The sequence below is a fragment of the Acinetobacter sp. GD03645 genome (assembly GCF_029845285.1).
Lineage (GTDB): Bacteria > Pseudomonadota > Gammaproteobacteria > Pseudomonadales > Moraxellaceae > Acinetobacter > Acinetobacter corruptisaponis.
In genome coordinates this window covers 54,015-72,046 of record NZ_JAOCLL010000004.1, presented here as the reverse complement: position 1 = coordinate 72,046, position 18,032 = coordinate 54,015, and the positions used below count along the sequence as shown (strand labels likewise).

At 42.1% G+C, this 18,032-nt stretch carries 16 protein-coding genes and 1 pseudogene; 1 reads left to right on the top strand and 16 read right to left on the bottom strand.

The genetic code is table 11. The features are described from left to right. Positions 1-48: 48 nt before the first annotated feature. The 12 genes and pseudogenes from N5J47_RS04185 to N5J47_RS04130 all read right to left on the bottom strand — a co-directional run bounded on the left by N5J47_RS04185 (position 49) and on the right by N5J47_RS04130 (position 10,486). Positions 49-1,992 (bottom strand): hypothetical protein, encoded by a 1,944-nt coding sequence (locus N5J47_RS04185; protein ID WP_279959099.1) that lies wholly within the window; start codon positions 1,990-1,992, stop codon positions 49-51. Positions 1,993-1,996: 4 nt separating this feature from the next. Then, positions 1,997-2,728: a phage minor head protein gene (locus N5J47_RS04180; protein ID WP_279959100.1), complete on the bottom strand. Its 732-nt coding sequence runs from the start codon at positions 2,726-2,728 to the stop codon at positions 1,997-1,999. Between the two features lie 102 nt (positions 2,729-2,830). Further along, complete coding sequence (locus tag N5J47_RS04175) at positions 2,831-3,262, bottom strand: hypothetical protein (RefSeq protein ID WP_279959172.1); 432 nt, start codon at positions 3,260-3,262, stop codon at positions 2,831-2,833. A gap of 153 nt (positions 3,263-3,415) precedes the next feature. Then, positions 3,416-4,738: pseudogene (locus tag N5J47_RS04170) on the bottom strand (DUF1073 domain-containing protein); the annotation flags it as partial. A gap of 12 nt (positions 4,739-4,750) precedes the next feature. After that, entirely contained in the window at positions 4,751-6,409 is a 1,659-nt protein-coding gene (locus N5J47_RS04165; RefSeq protein WP_279959101.1) for a terminase, read from the bottom strand. Continuing rightward, a complete protein-coding gene (locus tag N5J47_RS04160; protein WP_279959102.1) occupies positions 6,406-6,909 on the bottom strand; it encodes a DUF2280 domain-containing protein in 504 nt (167 codons plus the stop codon). The genes N5J47_RS04165 and N5J47_RS04160 overlap by 4 nt, the downstream gene beginning before the upstream one ends. Before the next feature lie 48 nt (positions 6,910-6,957). After that, positions 6,958-7,602 carry a putative metallopeptidase gene (locus N5J47_RS04155; RefSeq protein ID WP_279959104.1) on the bottom strand — a complete coding sequence of 215 codons (645 nt, stop codon included), beginning with the start codon at positions 7,600-7,602 and terminating at the stop codon, positions 6,958-6,960. A 106-nt stretch (positions 7,603-7,708) separates the two neighbouring features. After that, on the bottom strand, positions 7,709-8,536 hold the full coding sequence (locus N5J47_RS04150) for a restriction endonuclease (protein ID WP_279959106.1): 828 nt from the start codon (positions 8,534-8,536) through the stop codon (positions 7,709-7,711). 173 nt (positions 8,537-8,709) lie between these two features. Beyond that, on the bottom strand, positions 8,710-8,898 hold the full coding sequence (locus tag N5J47_RS04145) for an ABC transporter ATP-binding protein (protein WP_279959107.1): 189 nt from the start codon (positions 8,896-8,898) through the stop codon (positions 8,710-8,712). Between the two features lie 123 nt (positions 8,899-9,021). Continuing rightward, positions 9,022-9,318 (bottom strand): hypothetical protein, encoded by a 297-nt coding sequence (locus N5J47_RS04140; protein WP_279959108.1) that lies wholly within the window; start codon positions 9,316-9,318, stop codon positions 9,022-9,024. A 48-nt stretch (positions 9,319-9,366) separates the two neighbouring features. Next, entirely contained in the window at positions 9,367-9,705 is a 339-nt protein-coding gene (locus N5J47_RS04135) for a DUF1016 N-terminal domain-containing protein (protein ID WP_279959109.1), read from the bottom strand. A gap of 82 nt (positions 9,706-9,787) precedes the next feature. After that, on the bottom strand, positions 9,788-10,486 hold the full coding sequence (locus tag N5J47_RS04130) for a 4'-phosphopantetheinyl transferase superfamily protein (RefSeq protein WP_279959110.1): 699 nt from the start codon (positions 10,484-10,486) through the stop codon (positions 9,788-9,790). A gap of 260 nt (positions 10,487-10,746) precedes the next feature. Between N5J47_RS04130 and N5J47_RS04125 the strand changes: the two genes are divergently transcribed. Next, entirely contained in the window at positions 10,747-12,966 is a 2,220-nt protein-coding gene (locus N5J47_RS04125) for a hypothetical protein (protein ID WP_279959111.1), read from the top strand. 72 nt (positions 12,967-13,038) lie between these two features. Here N5J47_RS04125 and N5J47_RS04120 read toward each other — a convergent pair whose 3' ends face one another. Genes N5J47_RS04120 through N5J47_RS04105 form a run of 4 tightly spaced genes read right to left on the bottom strand, consistent with a single transcriptional unit; the run spans position 13,039 to position 17,906 of the window. Further along, complete coding sequence (locus tag N5J47_RS04120; RefSeq protein WP_279959112.1) at positions 13,039-14,205, bottom strand: hypothetical protein; 1,167 nt, start codon at positions 14,203-14,205, stop codon at positions 13,039-13,041. Beyond that, complete coding sequence (locus N5J47_RS04115; protein WP_279959113.1) at positions 14,195-15,535, bottom strand: TolC family protein; 1,341 nt, start codon at positions 15,533-15,535, stop codon at positions 14,195-14,197. The genes N5J47_RS04120 and N5J47_RS04115 overlap by 11 nt, the downstream gene beginning before the upstream one ends. Further along, on the bottom strand, positions 15,532-17,121 hold the full coding sequence (locus N5J47_RS04110) for a GH3 auxin-responsive promoter family protein (RefSeq protein ID WP_279959114.1): 1,590 nt from the start codon (positions 17,119-17,121) through the stop codon (positions 15,532-15,534). Before N5J47_RS04110 ends, N5J47_RS04115 begins: the two co-directional genes overlap by 4 nt. After that, positions 17,118-17,906, bottom strand: a complete 789-nt coding sequence (locus N5J47_RS04105) for a hypothetical protein (RefSeq protein WP_279959173.1) — start codon at positions 17,904-17,906, stop codon at positions 17,118-17,120. The genes N5J47_RS04110 and N5J47_RS04105 overlap by 4 nt, the downstream gene beginning before the upstream one ends. Positions 17,907-18,032: the final 126 nt, after the last annotated feature.

Genomic DNA, 18,032 nt, shown 5'->3' with positions numbered 1-18,032 from the left:
GATCAATAAAAAACCACCTCGAAAGGTGGCCTCTACAAACTAAAACCCTTAAACTTTTTCAGGGATATAAAGGATAAATTGCTGACAATTTCCAGCCACCCCAATCCCATGAGGATAAGTACACATAAACTGGCACTGTATACCAGGGAATACAACTTGAAGCTGATAGGCACTTGATTGCCCAAAAGCGGCATTTTCTGGTGAATAAGAATCAGTCCACGCAACCCTAAATTGAGTCTGGCTAATCCTGGTTAGTGTTACAGGAGAAACATGAGTTGCCGTCCCCTCGTTATAAAGTAGCGGAAAGGTCATGTGGTTCTGACCTGGTGCATGAATTGAATCAAATGCGGACACAGCCGTCCAAAAGCCATTTAAAGCCTTTTCGTGGTCTACGGGATTAATCAGGCAGTAGGCAGGAATAACCTCTGGTAAATCCCCAACAATATTAGTCAGGGTGAAATCCACACCAGTATCCAAAGGAATCTCATGCTCAAAGATATTGAAATCAAAAGTTTCGGTGATGTTTACAGTGAATGTTTTCTTAACAGTAACACCAGCGTTGTCAAAGACTTCAACCAGTGTTGCACTGACAAGAGGCTCTAAAAGATACTCCGCCGTCTCTTGGTCCATTAGTTGCAAATCAAGGACCCATCCACCATTTGCCTGAGGCAGATTAATACCTACATAAGAGGTTCCATCCAAGACAAAAGTTTCACCATAATGATTGGTAATCCTCATTACTGGTGTATGTGAACCTGTCTTAAGCCTCTGGTATAGCTCCCCATTTAGTACAATTCCACCAAACTGCGGTTTTACAAGCTGAATAACATCAGTTCCTACTTGTGCATCAGGCGCATGCAGATCACCTGTATAAGCCAAAAATGGCATCCGCCCTATATATGTTGCATTAACATTTACAAGATTTTCACTTACAGTTTCCACCACAAGTTCCCTTGCATTCAGGTAATTCAGCCTTGTTGGTTGTGACCAGTTTGCACCATAGCCAAAATCAAGAGGATAGCTGTAAGGGAACTCATAAAACCACAAGTCACCATAAGTTTCCAAGCGCTCCAAACAAAAGGTTAAATCCCCGTTTTCATGTTCCATAAATGTTGGGTTGTCATCTGGGGGAGCATAGGAGTTTGGATGTTCTGGATTATTTAAAGGTACAAATTTAAATCTATGTGGTTGATTATCTATATTCTCAATCCAAAGAAAACCATCAAAATCTCCCGTTAATTTATCCGCCATTTCATTATTGAAATAAGATATTAAATCCCATGCTCCACCTGTTAGCAGAACCTCATTAAAATCATCCAGGTAAAAATCCCATAGACCTGCAATAGATGGGAAATGGATAGTATTAGTCGCGCCCTCACAACTGATTACACCCCCACCATTAGGCGCAAAACATGCAAACACCTCCACATACGCTGGTGTATTGGTGTCCTCATTATAAATCTGAGGTTCAACAAGCACAGGGGTATCAAAATTAGGAGGTAGCAACTGCTTTACGCCTATGGTTGGGTTATCCAAGGATGGAAGTGTCCAGAAATTGATATATTCCAGCGCCTCATCCGCATCATCAAAAATACCCGCAACCAACCCAAGCCTTACATACTGACTGGCATTACTAACAATACCCTGATCATCCCAAACCAGCCCAAACGGCGCTAGAATCGTGTTGATTTCCTCAATCAACAATCCGCCGTCCACACGCCCAACCACATTGTCATCCACCAGAACCAGTATAGATAATTCAGTGTCCTGCCCTGAGATCGGCAAATATGACAGCGCTCCTGCACATCCAATGGGTGCGATATTGATTTCACAAACTCCAACATCCTCAATAATATCCCAACCATCCGAAACCCTTACCCCATCAAAAATGGGCTGGGCACATGCGAACTGCGGCAAAATGTCACCATCCACATCATCAAGAAATTTCCAAATACCAAACTGAATATTGTCTTTGAAAAATAAGTCTTTCATGTCATTACTCTGGAATCACGGGTTCGGGGTAACACCGACAGTTATAGATACAGCCAGCATGGGCACGGATTCCGCGCTTTCTATCCACAATCGGTGGAGAATCCCACGGGATGAACTCACCATTTAACAAATGATGATCATGACGCACATCGCCATCCTCTGAGTCCCGCCAGATATAACCCTTACTACCAATGGACTTGGCCCGAACCTCGGTAAACAATGTGCTTGCGCGTGACACCTCTGTTCTGGCAATGGTATTGGCCCTTGACCTGGTGACACGGCCCGTTGCCATGATCAGCCCTGCGATTTCAGAGGATCGGTTTCCCTCAATCAGGGCACGGGTGGCAAGATCATGGACACGGTTGGCGGCATCAAGTGGCAAGGACTTAATCAAAGCCACCTGTTCCGCCAAAAGCTGCTGATATACGGCGCCAATGTCTGAGTTCCTGATCTGGTCCCGCATGCCTTTCGACATATCTTTCGCGTATATCATCCATGTCTTTTCGTCACGCAAGGCTATATCAGTCAGTACACGACCCGCAGCACTATGCGCCCAGACATCCAACGATGCGGCATAACGGCGCAGCGCCGTGGCAATCGCTGGATAGACTGTTTCGTCATTTACATCAAAGCCTTTAACAATTGAGTCAATGTAGCTTGCGATCTGTCTTAGCTGGCGCCCATACTTAATCTCAACCTTTCTTGCACGCATAGGGGTATGACGATTCGACTGCATGCTAGCCACCGTTTAAAAATTAAGCTATAATAGGGGTCTCGGAGATTTAGACAGAAGTCCTACATTAGTAGATGAACCTGTGGAACTAAATCTCCTTTTTTATTACTCAATTTCCAGTTTATGGAAATAATAAGCCCCACTTCTAGGCGCATTGCCCTCCTTATCAGGATGAGGCACATCAACACCGATCCGCACCAAATGTTTTTTACCATTTACATCGGCATGAACCAGATAGTTTCTATACCCAGCGATACCAGGTTTTTGCTCAGGTTTAGTGTTTGGCTCAAAATGTGGATCATCAGGTATGGACTTCTGATAAAGCTCAGGCAAGGCAGGATACAGGCTACGCAACAAGCGCTCCTTTTCATTATCCTTGCCGTTTTTGGCTAACGATGCTTTTAGATTGGTGGTTGTAAAGATCATCTTATGTCCTGTTGCCTTATTGACTACAGGGTTAGACTCTCCGTGTTTTTCAACCAACAACTGTTTTAATGCCTCCCGAACAGTAGGCGTGTGCAAACTATTCGCGGGCATCCGCTCTGCATGGCTGCTGGTAATCGTTACGGCGTTTTCATCCGTTAGACTGGCTGCCCTTAAACCACTCGCCCCACCATTACCAAACTGTCCGTTATCAGCACGCGGATGATCCTCCTCATTCCAGTCAGCATCATGTGTATGCTCATTATTCGGGGCAGGTGGCTCATCGTTGGCCTGCTCAATGTCATCATCTGATATGTTTGACCAAACCCCTGTGATTTCGCTTGACTGGCGCAACTCTTTTAGCGCGGTCTGCTCAGTGACAATACCCTGCTCAACCGCACTCAAGACTGCCGTGGTGATGGTGTTTGCGATAGTTGCCTTTTTCTCATCATCAAGCTGCCATAATGACGCAAAATCAAACCTAAATGATGTGGGTATGTCCTGACCAATCTCAGATAAACAGATAATCCGCAAAAGTGTCTGCAACGGTGTTCTTAAACGGCGTTCCTGCTGTTGGTTGATGTTGTCATAGTAGTTGCTTAGGTCACTCTCGCCCGTGGAGTTAAGCCCCGCAGGTGACTGACCAAACAGGCGTACCAATGGAATCTGAACGGCACCAGAAATCTGCTGCCCAAACTGCAACAGGATATTGTCCAGTCCAGTAAAACTATATTGATGTGTCTCAAATGAATCGCTGGCGTCCATCAGGGTTATACCCTCGTTGGACTGGAATTGGCGAATCTGGTTGATCTGCTTCAATAACGCTTCATATACCTGCCCGCCTTTGGCAATAACTTCACGCAACTTGTCAACTTTGTAGGTCCGTAGGTGCGCCTTATAAACCAACTGACCTGCACCAATGGTCGCACTGTCAAAAATGGTCAGGCGATCTATAAGGCGCTCAATGACTGACTGCCCCCAGAGATTTTCAGCAACCGATTGCCAGTGAGGTAAGTCCACGCCGTCAATGCGGATGATACGGCTGTGGTGAATACGCTGGTTGCACAACCCCACCGCATCAGTGATCACATCGTAATACTTGGGCTTGCCGTAGTGTGGACCATACTCTGTGACCAAATCCTGTAGCGTTGGCTGAACCATCCAACGGTCTAAAACCATGAGGCCTTTAAATGAACCTTTACCAATGGTATTGATGTTCAACGGCGTTTCTGGTCGCTGCCCATCAATCAGCATCACAGCAAGACAGCCACCGTACAAACGCCCCCATTTTATTGTGCTACACAACTTGTCCCAAATCTCTAGGCGGTCCAAAGTCTGGTTGATTGCCTCAACATGCCTTGGATCATCAAAGCCACGGATTAACAACCCCTCGCGCGTCATGTCCTCTGCCACAACATCAACGACCTGACCTACCACCCAGCTTGAGCGATACATGGCTTCAAGCTGTAGGCGGTCACGACTAACAAAGTCAAAACCGTACTGGGAATTGTCGTGCTGATTGCCAGAACCAAGACCGACACGCGCGGCAAAGTTTTGAAAACTATCGACTGTAAATTTTAAAAGACTCATTGCATTCTCGACTTAAAGCTTGCTCCATACATCGAGAGCAGATACAAGTGGGCAATAGCAGATCATCACGGCGTCCGCCCTGTTGGGTGAAATTGCGCCGTCTGGTTGCTTGTTGACTAAGATTTTTCCAACGCCGTTTTTTGTGTATGTTGGCTGTGACAACTCCATGACAAGCTGTGTCATCTCGTTTTGGTCTATATCCCTGCTGGATAGGGAAATAAGCATGTCAGGATCATATTCCTGCCCATTTAAGGCTCGATATGTGTTCTGGAAGCGTAGGCGCAGATACCACCAGGACTGGGCTTTCAGATTGGCAAAAAAGTCCTTATTGGTACGTTTTTCCACAATCTCGCCGTCTGGATCATTAACTGCACCAGAACCCCTGAATGGCTCCACATTGACCTCATCCCAACCTTTGGACCTTTGCTGTTCATTAATGACACGGGCATCACCGCGAACACCAGCGCCCAGACCATCCGCATCATAGTAGAGCGTCAGGTACTTGCCCTCTATGCAGTGGTCCATCGCCTTTTGTGTGGTGTAGAAAATATCATCCCCACGTCCAGACCATGTACTTAATGAATTTAGCAGGATGCCATGACGACCAGCCAGAGAGTTTTTATCCTTGCCCTCGTCAGCAACATCAAGCCCAGCGATACGGTCCCCAGTAGGTTCAATACGGAGTTTAATGTGTGCATCAATAGCAGCCTGAACCCACACATTGGGAATCAACACACCCTCAACCGATGCGGCGTAGTTAATGTCCACCTCTTGCGCCAGAATCACTGGATCAAGCGTGATAACCTGTTTCTCATACCAAGGGTAAATAACCTGCCCACGGCACTGCGCCGTCCAGTTTTTATCAGGATTCAAACGCCACGGCATAGTAAATACAGAATAACGGCCGCTAAACCGATCCTGGTGAAAGCGGTTGCCAATACCATTGGGTGTGGAACCCTTGATAATCACATTGGTGTTTTGTGAAATCGCCGCATCCGCCGCCTCTGGATTCGCAACAAAGCCCCATTCATCAAGCAGGTACATTGAAGTACGTCCACCACGACCAATGTTGTCACCCGCCTCACCTGTGAGGGTTGCACCATTGACTGGATTGACTATTCGCAGATAGTTGTCATGCTCACGGCGGTTAAAGCCCTTTGGCTTCATCCATGCAGGCAACTTGTCCAGCATGTCCCTGAATTTATAAAACAGGGTCTTGGGGTCGCCTTTCTTGTCAACCAGGTCCTCTTTACGGCTACCCACACCTGCGGCAAAACCATCAACAAAAAGCCATCGATGGAGAAAAAATCCAAGTACTACATAGGACATTCCCTCATCACGTGACTTTTCGATCACTCCGCCAGTTTGTGTGTCCTCCCGTTCCTCAAGCCAATCAACTAGATCAACCTGCTTGGGGCGTAATACAAAAGGCAGGTTGGCAGGCAACCCAAAGGCCATACCACGCGGGTCATAGGTCCATACCCAGTGGTTAAACCAATGTATAGGGTCACGGCGGCATTTCTCATACTCGGCCTGCTGTGACTGTTCTGATTGCTCTGTCACCGCCTTGTAGTAGTAGCGCCGTGTCATCTCCGCAATGATTTCAGGAAGCCGTGTCTTGATCGTCCACTCTTTTATGAGGGGTGTAATTTCATCCAGTGCATAGTTCATAACTTACCGTTGATAGCCAGTCTTGATAATTCCTGTGGCGTAAGGTTTGCCAGTTCATCAGGAGTAAGTGTCGGCTGCTGCCCTTTAAGGCTGTTTTCAGTCTGGATTGCTCCGCCGTTTGCGCCTGTAATTTCCTGTCTATTGGTATAGAGTCCACCCATTTCCTTTGCGGCCTGCTCAGCCCATTTAGGAATCAAAACTGGATTATCTGGATATTTATCAACCAAGCCCTGCAACAATTGCAATCGATACCTTTTATTGGCGATGGGAATTGCCTCAAGCTTATCATTGGCCATACGGCGATATTCAAAAAAAAGTCTACGCAATTCTTCACTCAAGTCATGCCCCATTTTTTTAGTTGGGTCATAACACTCACACTGTTGCTGACTTACATCCACATTAAATATTTTTTTTACTGCCTTAGCTGTTTCGGTTGTGGTCTCGAATTCAGCAAGCATTTTGACGATGAACAGTTTCACCTTTTTATTAATACGTGCCATTTCCACCATTCCCACAAGGTACAACAAGGAAGAATGGTAAAAAAATTTCTAAACCACTCTTAAATAACAAGTTCCGCAGGCATGATAAACATCGGCCTTAGCCACTGTTGGACGTTGATTTGCAGCATTCACCATTTCCTGCACTTCCTTACTTGCACCATAACGGCGAACCACACCTGTGAATTCTTCAACATCGTGGCCTTTTATTTCTAAATTAGGTTTACCAGTCTCACGGTTATAGGATGGAACCCCATATTTATCTTTCTTATGTGCAATGTGGTAAAGCTCATGTTCGATCAAGGCACAGAAATCAATATCATTGGCTTGCTGTGCGTATGTCGCATCAATTGTGATTAGGTAATCTGGCAGATCATTGAACCATTGATAAAACTGTTCTTCCTGACGTTCTTTCTTCCAGCCACCAGCATTGATCATGATCTTTTCGGCTTGGCCAACGACAAAGCGACCTTGTTTCTTAAATCCACCTTTCGCCCACATCACAGCGATTTGCGGATAGTGATATGCACCTAAATGGGCATGATCAGGATTAAATAGCTTATGTTCAGGATTGAGAAAAATTGACTTTATCCATCGCCATAATTCAGGTGCTGGTGCAAAGTTTGGCGTGTCGAGTGCAAAAATCCAGTCTGGCGGATATGGGCGTTGCTGAATTACAAAACCTACTTCGTTCATAAATTTCACCCATAAAAAAACCTCCTAATGAAGGTTTAAATTAGAAAAACAATTGACTTATATACTTATAAATTAATATTTTTCAATTAAATACAGGAATTTTAAATCACCAAACTATTTGTCCACCTAGCCATGTTCCAAATCCTGCAGGAGACAATCTTTGTTGTGTACAAAGTGAAAACTTAGTGTAACACTCCCAAAAACTAGGATGAAGCTTACTTCCCAATATTGCTTGTTGAACAATACTATTCCAAACAATCATTTGATCATGATGCAAAACCTGACTCATATCCCCCCAACCATACGGCTCAACACCTATATTGACCTGCCCAAAACAACGTTTGCACCCATAAACAAATGAAAGTTGATCATCAGTATCTAAAACCATTGTCACTAATGAAAATGGGATCATTTTATCTGTAAGAATATCCACCCCACATGCCATGCAGTGCAAAGGTTGATACGCTTCGGCTGATACATGTTGAACAAAACCAACCAAGTTTGGCGGTCCATACTTTTGTAAAATAAACAGCGGCATCTGCCCAACACAAGAACAAACTGCTGAATAGTCATAAACAATAAATTTGTATGAGAAACTTGGATTACTTTCTATTTGCTCAAACCTAGTCTGAAGGCTTGTAGAAATACTGGTTGAATAAAATCCTATGAAGACCTGACAATCATGCTGAACTAATCGCTCTACAAACTGGTCTTCATGACTCAGACCTATTGCTTGACCAGAATTTAAATAGTGTTTGCAACTAACTAAACACCTTTTATTATTTTGATCAACAACTATTAAATCTTTTCCACCATCAGGCCCTCTTGATACTCCGCTAACAAGCCTATATCCGAGCCAACTAAAGAAGTCTTGAGCAAAAAACTCCCATTGCTCAGGTGTTAATGGCCTAAAAAAAGAATCATACCTATTCATGAATTAAAACCAATTTTGCTGATTAAAAAGTTTAGTATTTCTCTATAAATGTATACAACTACTAACAAAAATACAAACCATTTGTTACAAGCATCAATACCCCAGAAATTGCGAGGTTTAAATATGCCTAATTCCCCCAAATTAAAGTGGTTATTCGTAATATAATTAATATCTTACTTTAAAAAAACTTCTGGATAATTGTCACGGCAATCTTTCAGCCACTTCAACTTTTCAATGGCCAAAAAAAATCGCTCATCTTGTTGAGCGATCTCTTCATCTGTAAGGCCTTTTGTTGTGCAACTACCCAAATGCTTTATTTCCTGTTCAGTTTGCCGTATTTCATTATCAATATTGTGAAGCATAGGATCTCCAAACAAGAAAATAAAAAGCCCTACCAATAACTAGTGTGCTGGCAGGGCTTTATGTGCCGTAATCCGTTCGGCAAGTTGACTCGCAAAGCGTCCTAAGCGAGCGGGGTTTAAAACTTATTTTCGTATATTCCAAATCTGCACAGCAAAATTGACCACTTCGCGCTCATCTTCCCAGTCAACATTTTTATACTCATTTAATAAAGGGTGATCTGGAAATCTAGCAATACCTGTATCTGGTCCTTTCGCCCCGCATTCATGGCATGATGATTGTGCCTCCCATGCAGACATATACTCATGCTTAAATAATTCAGTGTCAGTTACAACTGAACTAAGGCCACACCACGGACAAGGCAGCGGGACAACATCAGGTCTCATATTATTTTCTTGATCAGCATGCCAACGATTACCCATGAGTATCTCCAATAGTATTGGCAACAAAAAAGCCCGCATAAGCGAGCTTTAATTTAATTTCAGGGCGATCAATTGTCCACGCAGTGCGTGGAGAATCTCTAAATTCGGAAAGACCTCTGCGAATTTAGCACAATAATTCAGTTGTGTTTTCCCCCAACCTTTCCCGAATTGTTCAGTTAAAGCTTTGGATAAATTTGCAATCACCTGTTTTCCATAATCGGCTCGCTCACCATTTAAGACTTCCTGCCGAATACGCTGCCCAACCTGCCAATACAACAAAGTCAGTTCAGCATTGACTGCAATCGCTGCACGTTGTTTTGCAGCATGAATCAGTTGCATGACCTCATGGGTAAAACCATGATTATTTACAGAGGTTAGATTTTTCATTTTATATTTGCATCTTTTTAATGAGATGATCAGTAGCTAAAGACATTATTCAATAAGCTTAGCATTTACCCATATACTATAGCTATAATGGTGGCTCGCTTGATTGAAACACCCAACTTAAGACCACCCCATCCTCAATTTTCCAATAGCCCTGATAACTCTCCAACAAACCATATTTTTCTCTGACTTTCAGGCAAAATGAAAGCTGCACAGACTGATTTTCCATATCTATTTGTTCTACAAACGCTTCCAGAAAATCAATATAACTTTGGGCAACTGGATACACCGCCTTATATAAACTTTCTTTTAGCGAAAAAATCAACGTCAAATATTCACGAAAATTTAAACCCTGAATCTGTCCTGTTTGCCATAATGCTTGTTCAGATTGTGTGAGAATCAAAGCAGCACTGTCTTTGGCAAAACTTTCATCGACAATATGTTCAATATCAATACCCAGATAATCTGCCTGCACTGAAACAGCAACCACTACTTTATTCTTGCAATGACTAATACTCCCCTTAAACCCTTTTGGCCATATCGGGAGTCTTTCTGACATAGACGTGATTGAATCCAGACAACTAAAATGCTGTTGTAATATGGCCTGTGCAAGAATACGTCCTACATAAAACTCGTTTAAACGTTTTGGAACAGCATTAAGCAGATAGTCAGGATGAGCCAAATCATTCTGTTGCCAAATCTGGGGGATATCCACCAACTTCAATGTATAGCTTACAACTTGCTCTGCAAGAACAATAGTTTGGGCAGCTTTCAATAACTGCATACATAAATGATTTGGAATTGTTAGGGATTCGCACATAGATTAAATTTATTAAACGACTTTAGGGGGAAAACAAAAAAATTAATTGAGCAAATTATACGCTTACGATCAAGCATATGAACAAATAAAACCTAAAAACACAAGAAATTTATCATTATCCGAAAAATAGAAAGCACTTGTTTTTAAAAAAGATTCTCACTATTCTTACGGCGATTAATAAAATTGCCAAACATACTTATAAACACAATTTTTTGGGGCTTGTCATGAAAAAAACAGATTTTATTGCTACAAATAAACTGAGTACACTGGCAACATTATCACGAATATATTTATACCGATTTTTCCAACAACAATCATGGGAAAATGGTCTGGCTTATGAAGATAAATTACGCCAAATTCATCTTGATTTTAGTATTGAAAGCTTACGTCGAATAGATACATTTTTAGACCAGCTCCGCCAAGACGATTATTTAAGCCAATCTGAATTTATTGATGATACCGCAAAACAGTCACTGTTATTACTTCTTGGTTTTTATTGTGGAGAAATCATTGCGCGGGCATGGCAAATATGTCCATCATGGTCTGAATATGAACAATATTTCAATGCAGAAAATAGTGAATTTGGGGGTTTGGGCAATATTATTGGACCCTGTTTTGAGAATTTTCTAGTTTTAGAATATGAAAGCAACCAACAAAAAAATGTTTATTTTCCTTTGGTGGCAATTTGTGAACGTTTATTTAATCAACTCCCTGAAAAAAGTGTTCATTTTAGTGTAACAGGCTTTTTGCCTGCGGGTTTAGACCCACATGCGCCTTTAGCAGAAACACCAAACCCATATTTACTGGATCATTTACCTGAAATTATTGCCAAGGCCCCATTTGACCTGACTAGTTATTTACAGATGATTCCCCCTTTTTGGATGCTGGGTGATGAATTAATCGGGCAAATGGATGCATTAAAAACCCTTTATAATGAGGGGCACGTCGTTTGGGGCGTGATTGTACAGGCCAACAACCTATTGTTTAAAGATGAAGAATATGCCTCTTGTCCTGCTGAAATTGTCTATGACCCAACAGGAAAAACTGACCATTTATCTTTACGCAACATTGCCCATCGACTTTATGAATTAAAACAACAAGAATTTGATGATGGTGATGACCAGGATATTGCCCAGTATGCCAGACATTTAAAAGCCGAACATACCCGCTTTATTGGTGATGCCCCACAATCAATAACCACCATTCCACTCAAATCAGCCACCAGCTTTATTTGGCGTTTACACTTACCGAATGGCAAACTAACCTATCCATTTTTCCCTATTCTAATCAGCGACAAAACACCATTTATCACTGTTCTACCTGCTTATTTTTGGCAAGATACAGCTTTGTATCAATCATGGTTGGCAGAAGAAAGTTCAACAGAAGGACAAGATTCAGAAAATTCTGTTGAAATATTGCCTGCATTCGAGCAAGGCCAACAGCAACATTTATGGCAATTATTTTCAGAAATGTGCTATCCACAAAAGCACGATATACCTGCACTGATGCAAACCAAGCCCTCTACATCAAATCATTACAGTGAGGCAAATGAAAAGAGCCTGAATTTTGTTCATATGTGTCAGGCAAAAATTTGTAGCGACTATCAACGTTATGAACCAGAAGTATATGAAAAAGTGGCAAAAGAACGACCTGATGGACAAGCCAAACGTGTCAAAGAGCAAATGCAGGCACAACTGATCCACCAACATGATTTTAGTTATTTACTGGCTGAGCTTGAGAATCAGGATTTTAATGATCAATTAAAACAAAAAGGACTACCTAAAGCCGCAGAAATGCTGAAAAAACATAAACTCAGTCAGGTTGAGTTGAATTATTTAATCGCGTTTCTGCATCAGTCTGTTTCCCAACCCCAACATGAAACCACTGCCCTGTTATACCTTGCTTATCTTTATTTACAAGGTCAGTATTTAGCTCAGGATCTCAAAATAGCCCAACGCTTTATTAGCCTGGCTGCAATAAATGATTGGCGAGCAATATATCTTCAGGCGGAGATTGGCTTGGTGGCCCCTGATCTAGTCAGGTCTCGCATGTATCAGGAAGTGACATCACAGACAGCTCAAGTGGTGTTATCCAATATTGAGCACCATGCCTATTTACACAAACTGATTGATGATTTTTTAGATCATGCCATGGTTAAAAAAGAATATGTCCGTTCATTGCTACAAACCGCCAAAGAAAAAGGTCATCCTTTGGCTCAACAACGTCTGACCACTTTAATTGCACAAGGTAAATTGCCACCGTATGCCACGCCTCGCTACCAAAATGTCATCACATGGCTGGAATACCACATCGCTCAGGATCAGCAAGAACAAAGTGCTCCACAACCAGAAACTCAAGTACAGGCATCTTCTTTTATCTTTGAAAGACCTGCACTCAGTGCCTTTATCATTTTCGTAATCATCATCTTGATTAAACTGTTATAAACAATTCATAGCCAATACCGAATGGAATGTAGAATAAGTTTTTTTCATTCGGCTTATTGGTTTATATATCAATCAAATCCGCCCTACTTCAAAATAAGGAATTAAATTCTTGTCAAAATTTGGACGAGGATCAGCCTCAAAACTGATAAATCCGTGCATACCCGTCAAGCGTTCCCCTTTGTAAAACTGATTCAATTGATAACGCGGATCTTTATGGGAAAGGGTGAAACTCACCACACCAATGTCACGTTTTTTGGAAATCGTATAGGCATCCTCAAGCATAAGATGGTGTAAAGCCAATGACTCTGGATGACACAATAAGCTATGCAGCACATGATATTTCATTGAATCCCCAAGTTTGGGCAATGGCATACTTTTCGTGATCAAGGTAGAGAGATTATAAAATGGTCTTAATACACCTATCACAGGGCTGTAATGTAAAATCTTGGTCTGTTTAATTTGATGCTGATCCCATAAACCAAACATTCCCACCAACTTCTGATTTTGAAAATACAGCATAAAATCCGATAACTTTAAGCCTGAAAAATAATGATGCTCCTGCAATAGCTCTTCAAATTGATAAGCGGGAATAAAATTATAATGCTGCGCCATTTCTGCAATAAAATTGTTCATTGCTGGAATGTGTTCTGGTTGTGCAATACAAGGCTGAATATCCTTGATACTGTTATTCTGAACCGTTCGATTCAAAAAATTAACGACCTTTCTTTTTGAGCCTAGATCAGTCAGAGTTAAGGTTTCAATCAGCCCCTCATCATAATAATTAGGCATACCTGTCTTGCCTGTCTGCATTGCAGCGCGGGCAGCATAATTATCATTAAAGATAATGATTTGGCTAAAATTCGGTACAGACATGGTCTGTTTGACATGAGCACCCAAAGCTTTAACCAGCGATTTGCCACGATAGGTGTGATCAACACGTAAATCACTGGCATATCTAAAATTTTGGATTTTCTGATTGACATAACATGGTCGATACCCGTTGCTATAACATGCCACTTTTTTCTGCTTTTCCTGATCCTCTATCAGTACATGCAATTTATGTCGATACAGAATATCCGAGGCTTTAAAGTAACTCGGTTCACGCTGAAAACTGATTTTTACACCCTTGGTTGTCATTGGCACAGCGATTAACTCTCGTAATGCCTGATCATCCTGCAAGGTTGCTTCACGGGTGATTAGAGGGTTTTCTATTTGTGGTAATGCTGGATTAGTTGTCATTGAAAATTCCCTGTTGTTGATGTTGAGTCGACACCAGATCATTCAAATCACCCATCTGGTCTAATAGCTGATAAATAAACACCACTTCATCCTGTTCATTTACCGTTTGCTGTGTCTGTACATCCAATAATTTTTGTTCAGTATTGAGTAAGTCAAAAGTGGTTTTGGTGCCCAGCTCAAATTCTTTACGGGTATAAACCAGTGCAATTGATGCCGCATCAATTGCATTTTTCAGCGCATCCTTGTTTTGTTGAATGGTGCGAAGTTGTGCGTAAGTGGTTTGGGCACGCTGATTTAAATCCAGTTCCAGGCTTTTAATTTTCTGCTTCGCCAACTCTACATCGGCCTGGGCTTTTTTAATGTTGGCACGGTTCAGCCCATCGTCATACAGTGGCACATTCAACTGCACGCCGACCATATAGTTATTGCTTTCAGAACCAATATAGCTCGCTTCATGCTGCGAGCCTGCACGACTGGTCAACATCACTGTTGGCCACAGTTCCCGTTTTACCAAGGCATATTGCTTTTCGACAGCCTGTTTTTCATATTTGGCCTGTATCAAGGCAGGATGATTTTTAGTTTTTGTCAAAATGTCATCTAAATGACTGGAAATCTTAGGTAAGTTGGTAATTGCCACAAGACGGTCTGGCTGTTCACCTGTAATTTGATAAAACTGCGCCTCACTCACACTAAGATTCGATTGTGCCTGTGTCACATCTGCCTGCCCCTGAGCCACCTGAGCCAAAACCTGCGCCAAATCTGCACGGGTAATCATGCCCACATCAAAACGCCGTTGTGATTCATATAAAGAACGTTGTAAATTCGCCAGTGTTTTCTTTCTCAGTTCCAGAATCGCCTGTTTTTTCAGTACATCCGTATACACCATCACCGTGTTTAAAATGGTTTCTGATCTTCGGTCTGAAAGACCCTGAGACTGTGCAGAAAGCTGATTCTTGGCAACCTCAATCCCTAATCGATGCCGACCCGAGGTATACACAGGATAATCCAGTTGTAATTGCAGGCTTCGACCTTTTCGGTTGCCCTCAGTCGGGAACATCACGCCTGTGGGTGTTTCAACCCGTTCATAATCCAGTTGCCCAACCAGATTCAGCTTAAGCCCATCTCTCTGTCGCGCCTGCTCAAGCATGGCGGTTGACTGATTTACACTTAAACGGCTCATTTCCAACTGACTTTCATGTTTTAAACTTGCGGATAATGCCTCATCCAGAGTCATGGCATTGACTGAACTTGAAAGCAGCAAAATACCGAAGCAGATGGCGAATTGGTATTTTGAAACCTGTTTTCGGAAATAGTTATCCCTGATTTTCATAGCTGTTCCAGACTATTCAGGGTAATTTTCTTTAAGGGTTCAGGTTTGATATTCCCCTCAATAATGCCATCAAACATCACCAGTTTTTTATAGGCATCCCAGCCATTATCTGCCTGTCGAATCTGCGGTTGGTCAAGCTGCCCCAGATTACGTGCCAATTCATAGTGGAAATTTTCACGCAATAAGTTGTCGATATAGGTATGGTCAACGCCATGGTGAATCTCGCCCTCAAACAGCACACAATAAAAAGGCTTGGCCTGTTGCTGTGTATCCACTGCCAACAAGGAAACTGCCTTGCTATCTGCCTGATTTAAATGTGAAAGCAACTGCTGCGCTGTTTCAGGTGCCAGCTTTTCTCCCACCAGATCAACCCCAAAACGCCGTCCCTGAAACTCAAAACACGGGATTTGTCCCATAAAGCCTGTTACCCGTAGACAATCATCCAGACAATAACGCAGTAAACCATTACCAGAACTGATGATCGGACTGACCACATCGCCCTGCTTGAGTTGCCATGATGGAATGATTTGTCCCTGCTGATCTCCCTGTAAATATTCAAACTCATAAAAATGGCTTTGATAGGCTAGAGGATAATGATCATCATAAGGAATAGTGACCACTCCCTCTGTTGCCCATAGCCCCTTACCCTCAAACTGCACCCAAGGAAGTCTTTCTTTTAATTTTCTAGCCCAGTCTTTTGAACCCGCGGTATCCCAACTGGAGACCAAACTCAGCTTTGGCCATAAGATTTTAAAATCAATACTATTACCCGCATAACTTGCAGTCAAACGCTCAGCACTTTGTGGGCTATAAGGTGTTTTGACCTCTTTTAGCGAGGTTTGACGATTTCCCCACGAACCACTTGCCAGCACCTCAACCACTTCATCACGCATAGATTCCAGTCGTTCCAGCAATTGCAATGCAAAGGTCGGGCTCCACACAGAAATCATGGCTAAATTATGGTTTTCAACCAAATAACAAATGGTGGCAAACAAGGCATCATCGGCATTGGCGGCAAACGCCACATTGCTTGGCACCGCCTGGGTAAACTTGGATAGAATACGTTTACCAATCCCCAATAAAGCACTGTCATCATTCAGGTTTTTATCTTTCAGCACCTCACGCTGGCTTTCAGGCAACCATGATACCGACCAGTAATGTGTGCCCTGCTGCAATTGAGGGCATTTTCGATACAGGCTTGCCAACCACGGTGCAATGGCATGATCCAACTCATCCAGAAACAGTTGGGTATAAGGAATAAATTTAATTTGTTCACTGGAACCACTGGTTGGCTGAAAACGGACCAGCCTGCTGCTTGAAAGAGCAAGCTTTTGTTGCCGATATTGCTGTATCTGCTCTCGCCATGTGCCATAACGGGATGGTGAAAAAGCTGTGATAAACTGCTCATAGTTCTTCACCTTTTTGTCATTGGCTAAGGTCGATGACTGTAAAATTGAATCCAGTACTTGACGCTGAACCTGTTCCAACTGGTGGTTGAAACCATTTCTAAATTTTTGGTCAGCATTTTCACACCAATGCTTTAAGATGAGATGCGAACCTGAAGTCAGCCATGATTTATATTTCATTGCATTACCCCGTGGCGATTTTCCTGCTTAACCACAAGTGCTTCGTATTTTCCCTTACTCACAGGTTTGGTCATTAACTTTACAGGAAAACGTGCAAGATCTTTCCATCCCAAACGTCCAAGACATGGCAGTTCTGTCCCTGTTGTCCAGGTAGGATTTTTCTGCTCAAAGAAATGGATTTTAGGATTCTTTTCCCTCATTTCCTCGGTGATGGGTGCCACCTCACCTTTTAATGGTTGATAGTCATCACCAAAATTTAACAAACCAACTTCCCTGTCGTAATACTCGCTAAAAAAGTTTTCGCAATAATGTTCGACTACAGTCGCTAAATGCTGGTTTTCATCTTGTATATTTGGGTAGTACACATAGTAATTATTCGCAAGCAATAAATAGGTTTTATAACCTTTTGAGATCAGTAACCAATACAACTCATTAAAAGGATATCTGATCCTTAGCTTGACCATTAACTTAAACATGGTGCTTTGCAGTGTTCGTGTTCCCCAAAATGCTTTCAAAATCACAGTATCTCCACTAAACAGCACCGTATAATCTTTACCATTTAAGTAAAAATGCTGAACCGCAACGGTGGAGAATCCAACAACCTCATGGGTTTCTGAATGAAAAATTAATATGGCGCCACTTTTCTTTTTAAAATCCTCAACGAAAATTGAGAACTTGGTATTTTCATAATACTGTTCATAAATCGAATACATTGCTTTTAATCGGTCAATATCAATTTTCTCTTTTTCAATATACTGACCATAGGTGGTTTCTTTACCGTTCAACTTTGAAATGAGTTTATAAGTCTTATTAATCATAACTTCATCCTTTAAAATTTGGACATGAGTTCACTTATTTCCCTAAAATGGAAATAAAAACCCATATCAGTATTTTTGTTTTATTTAGGCATA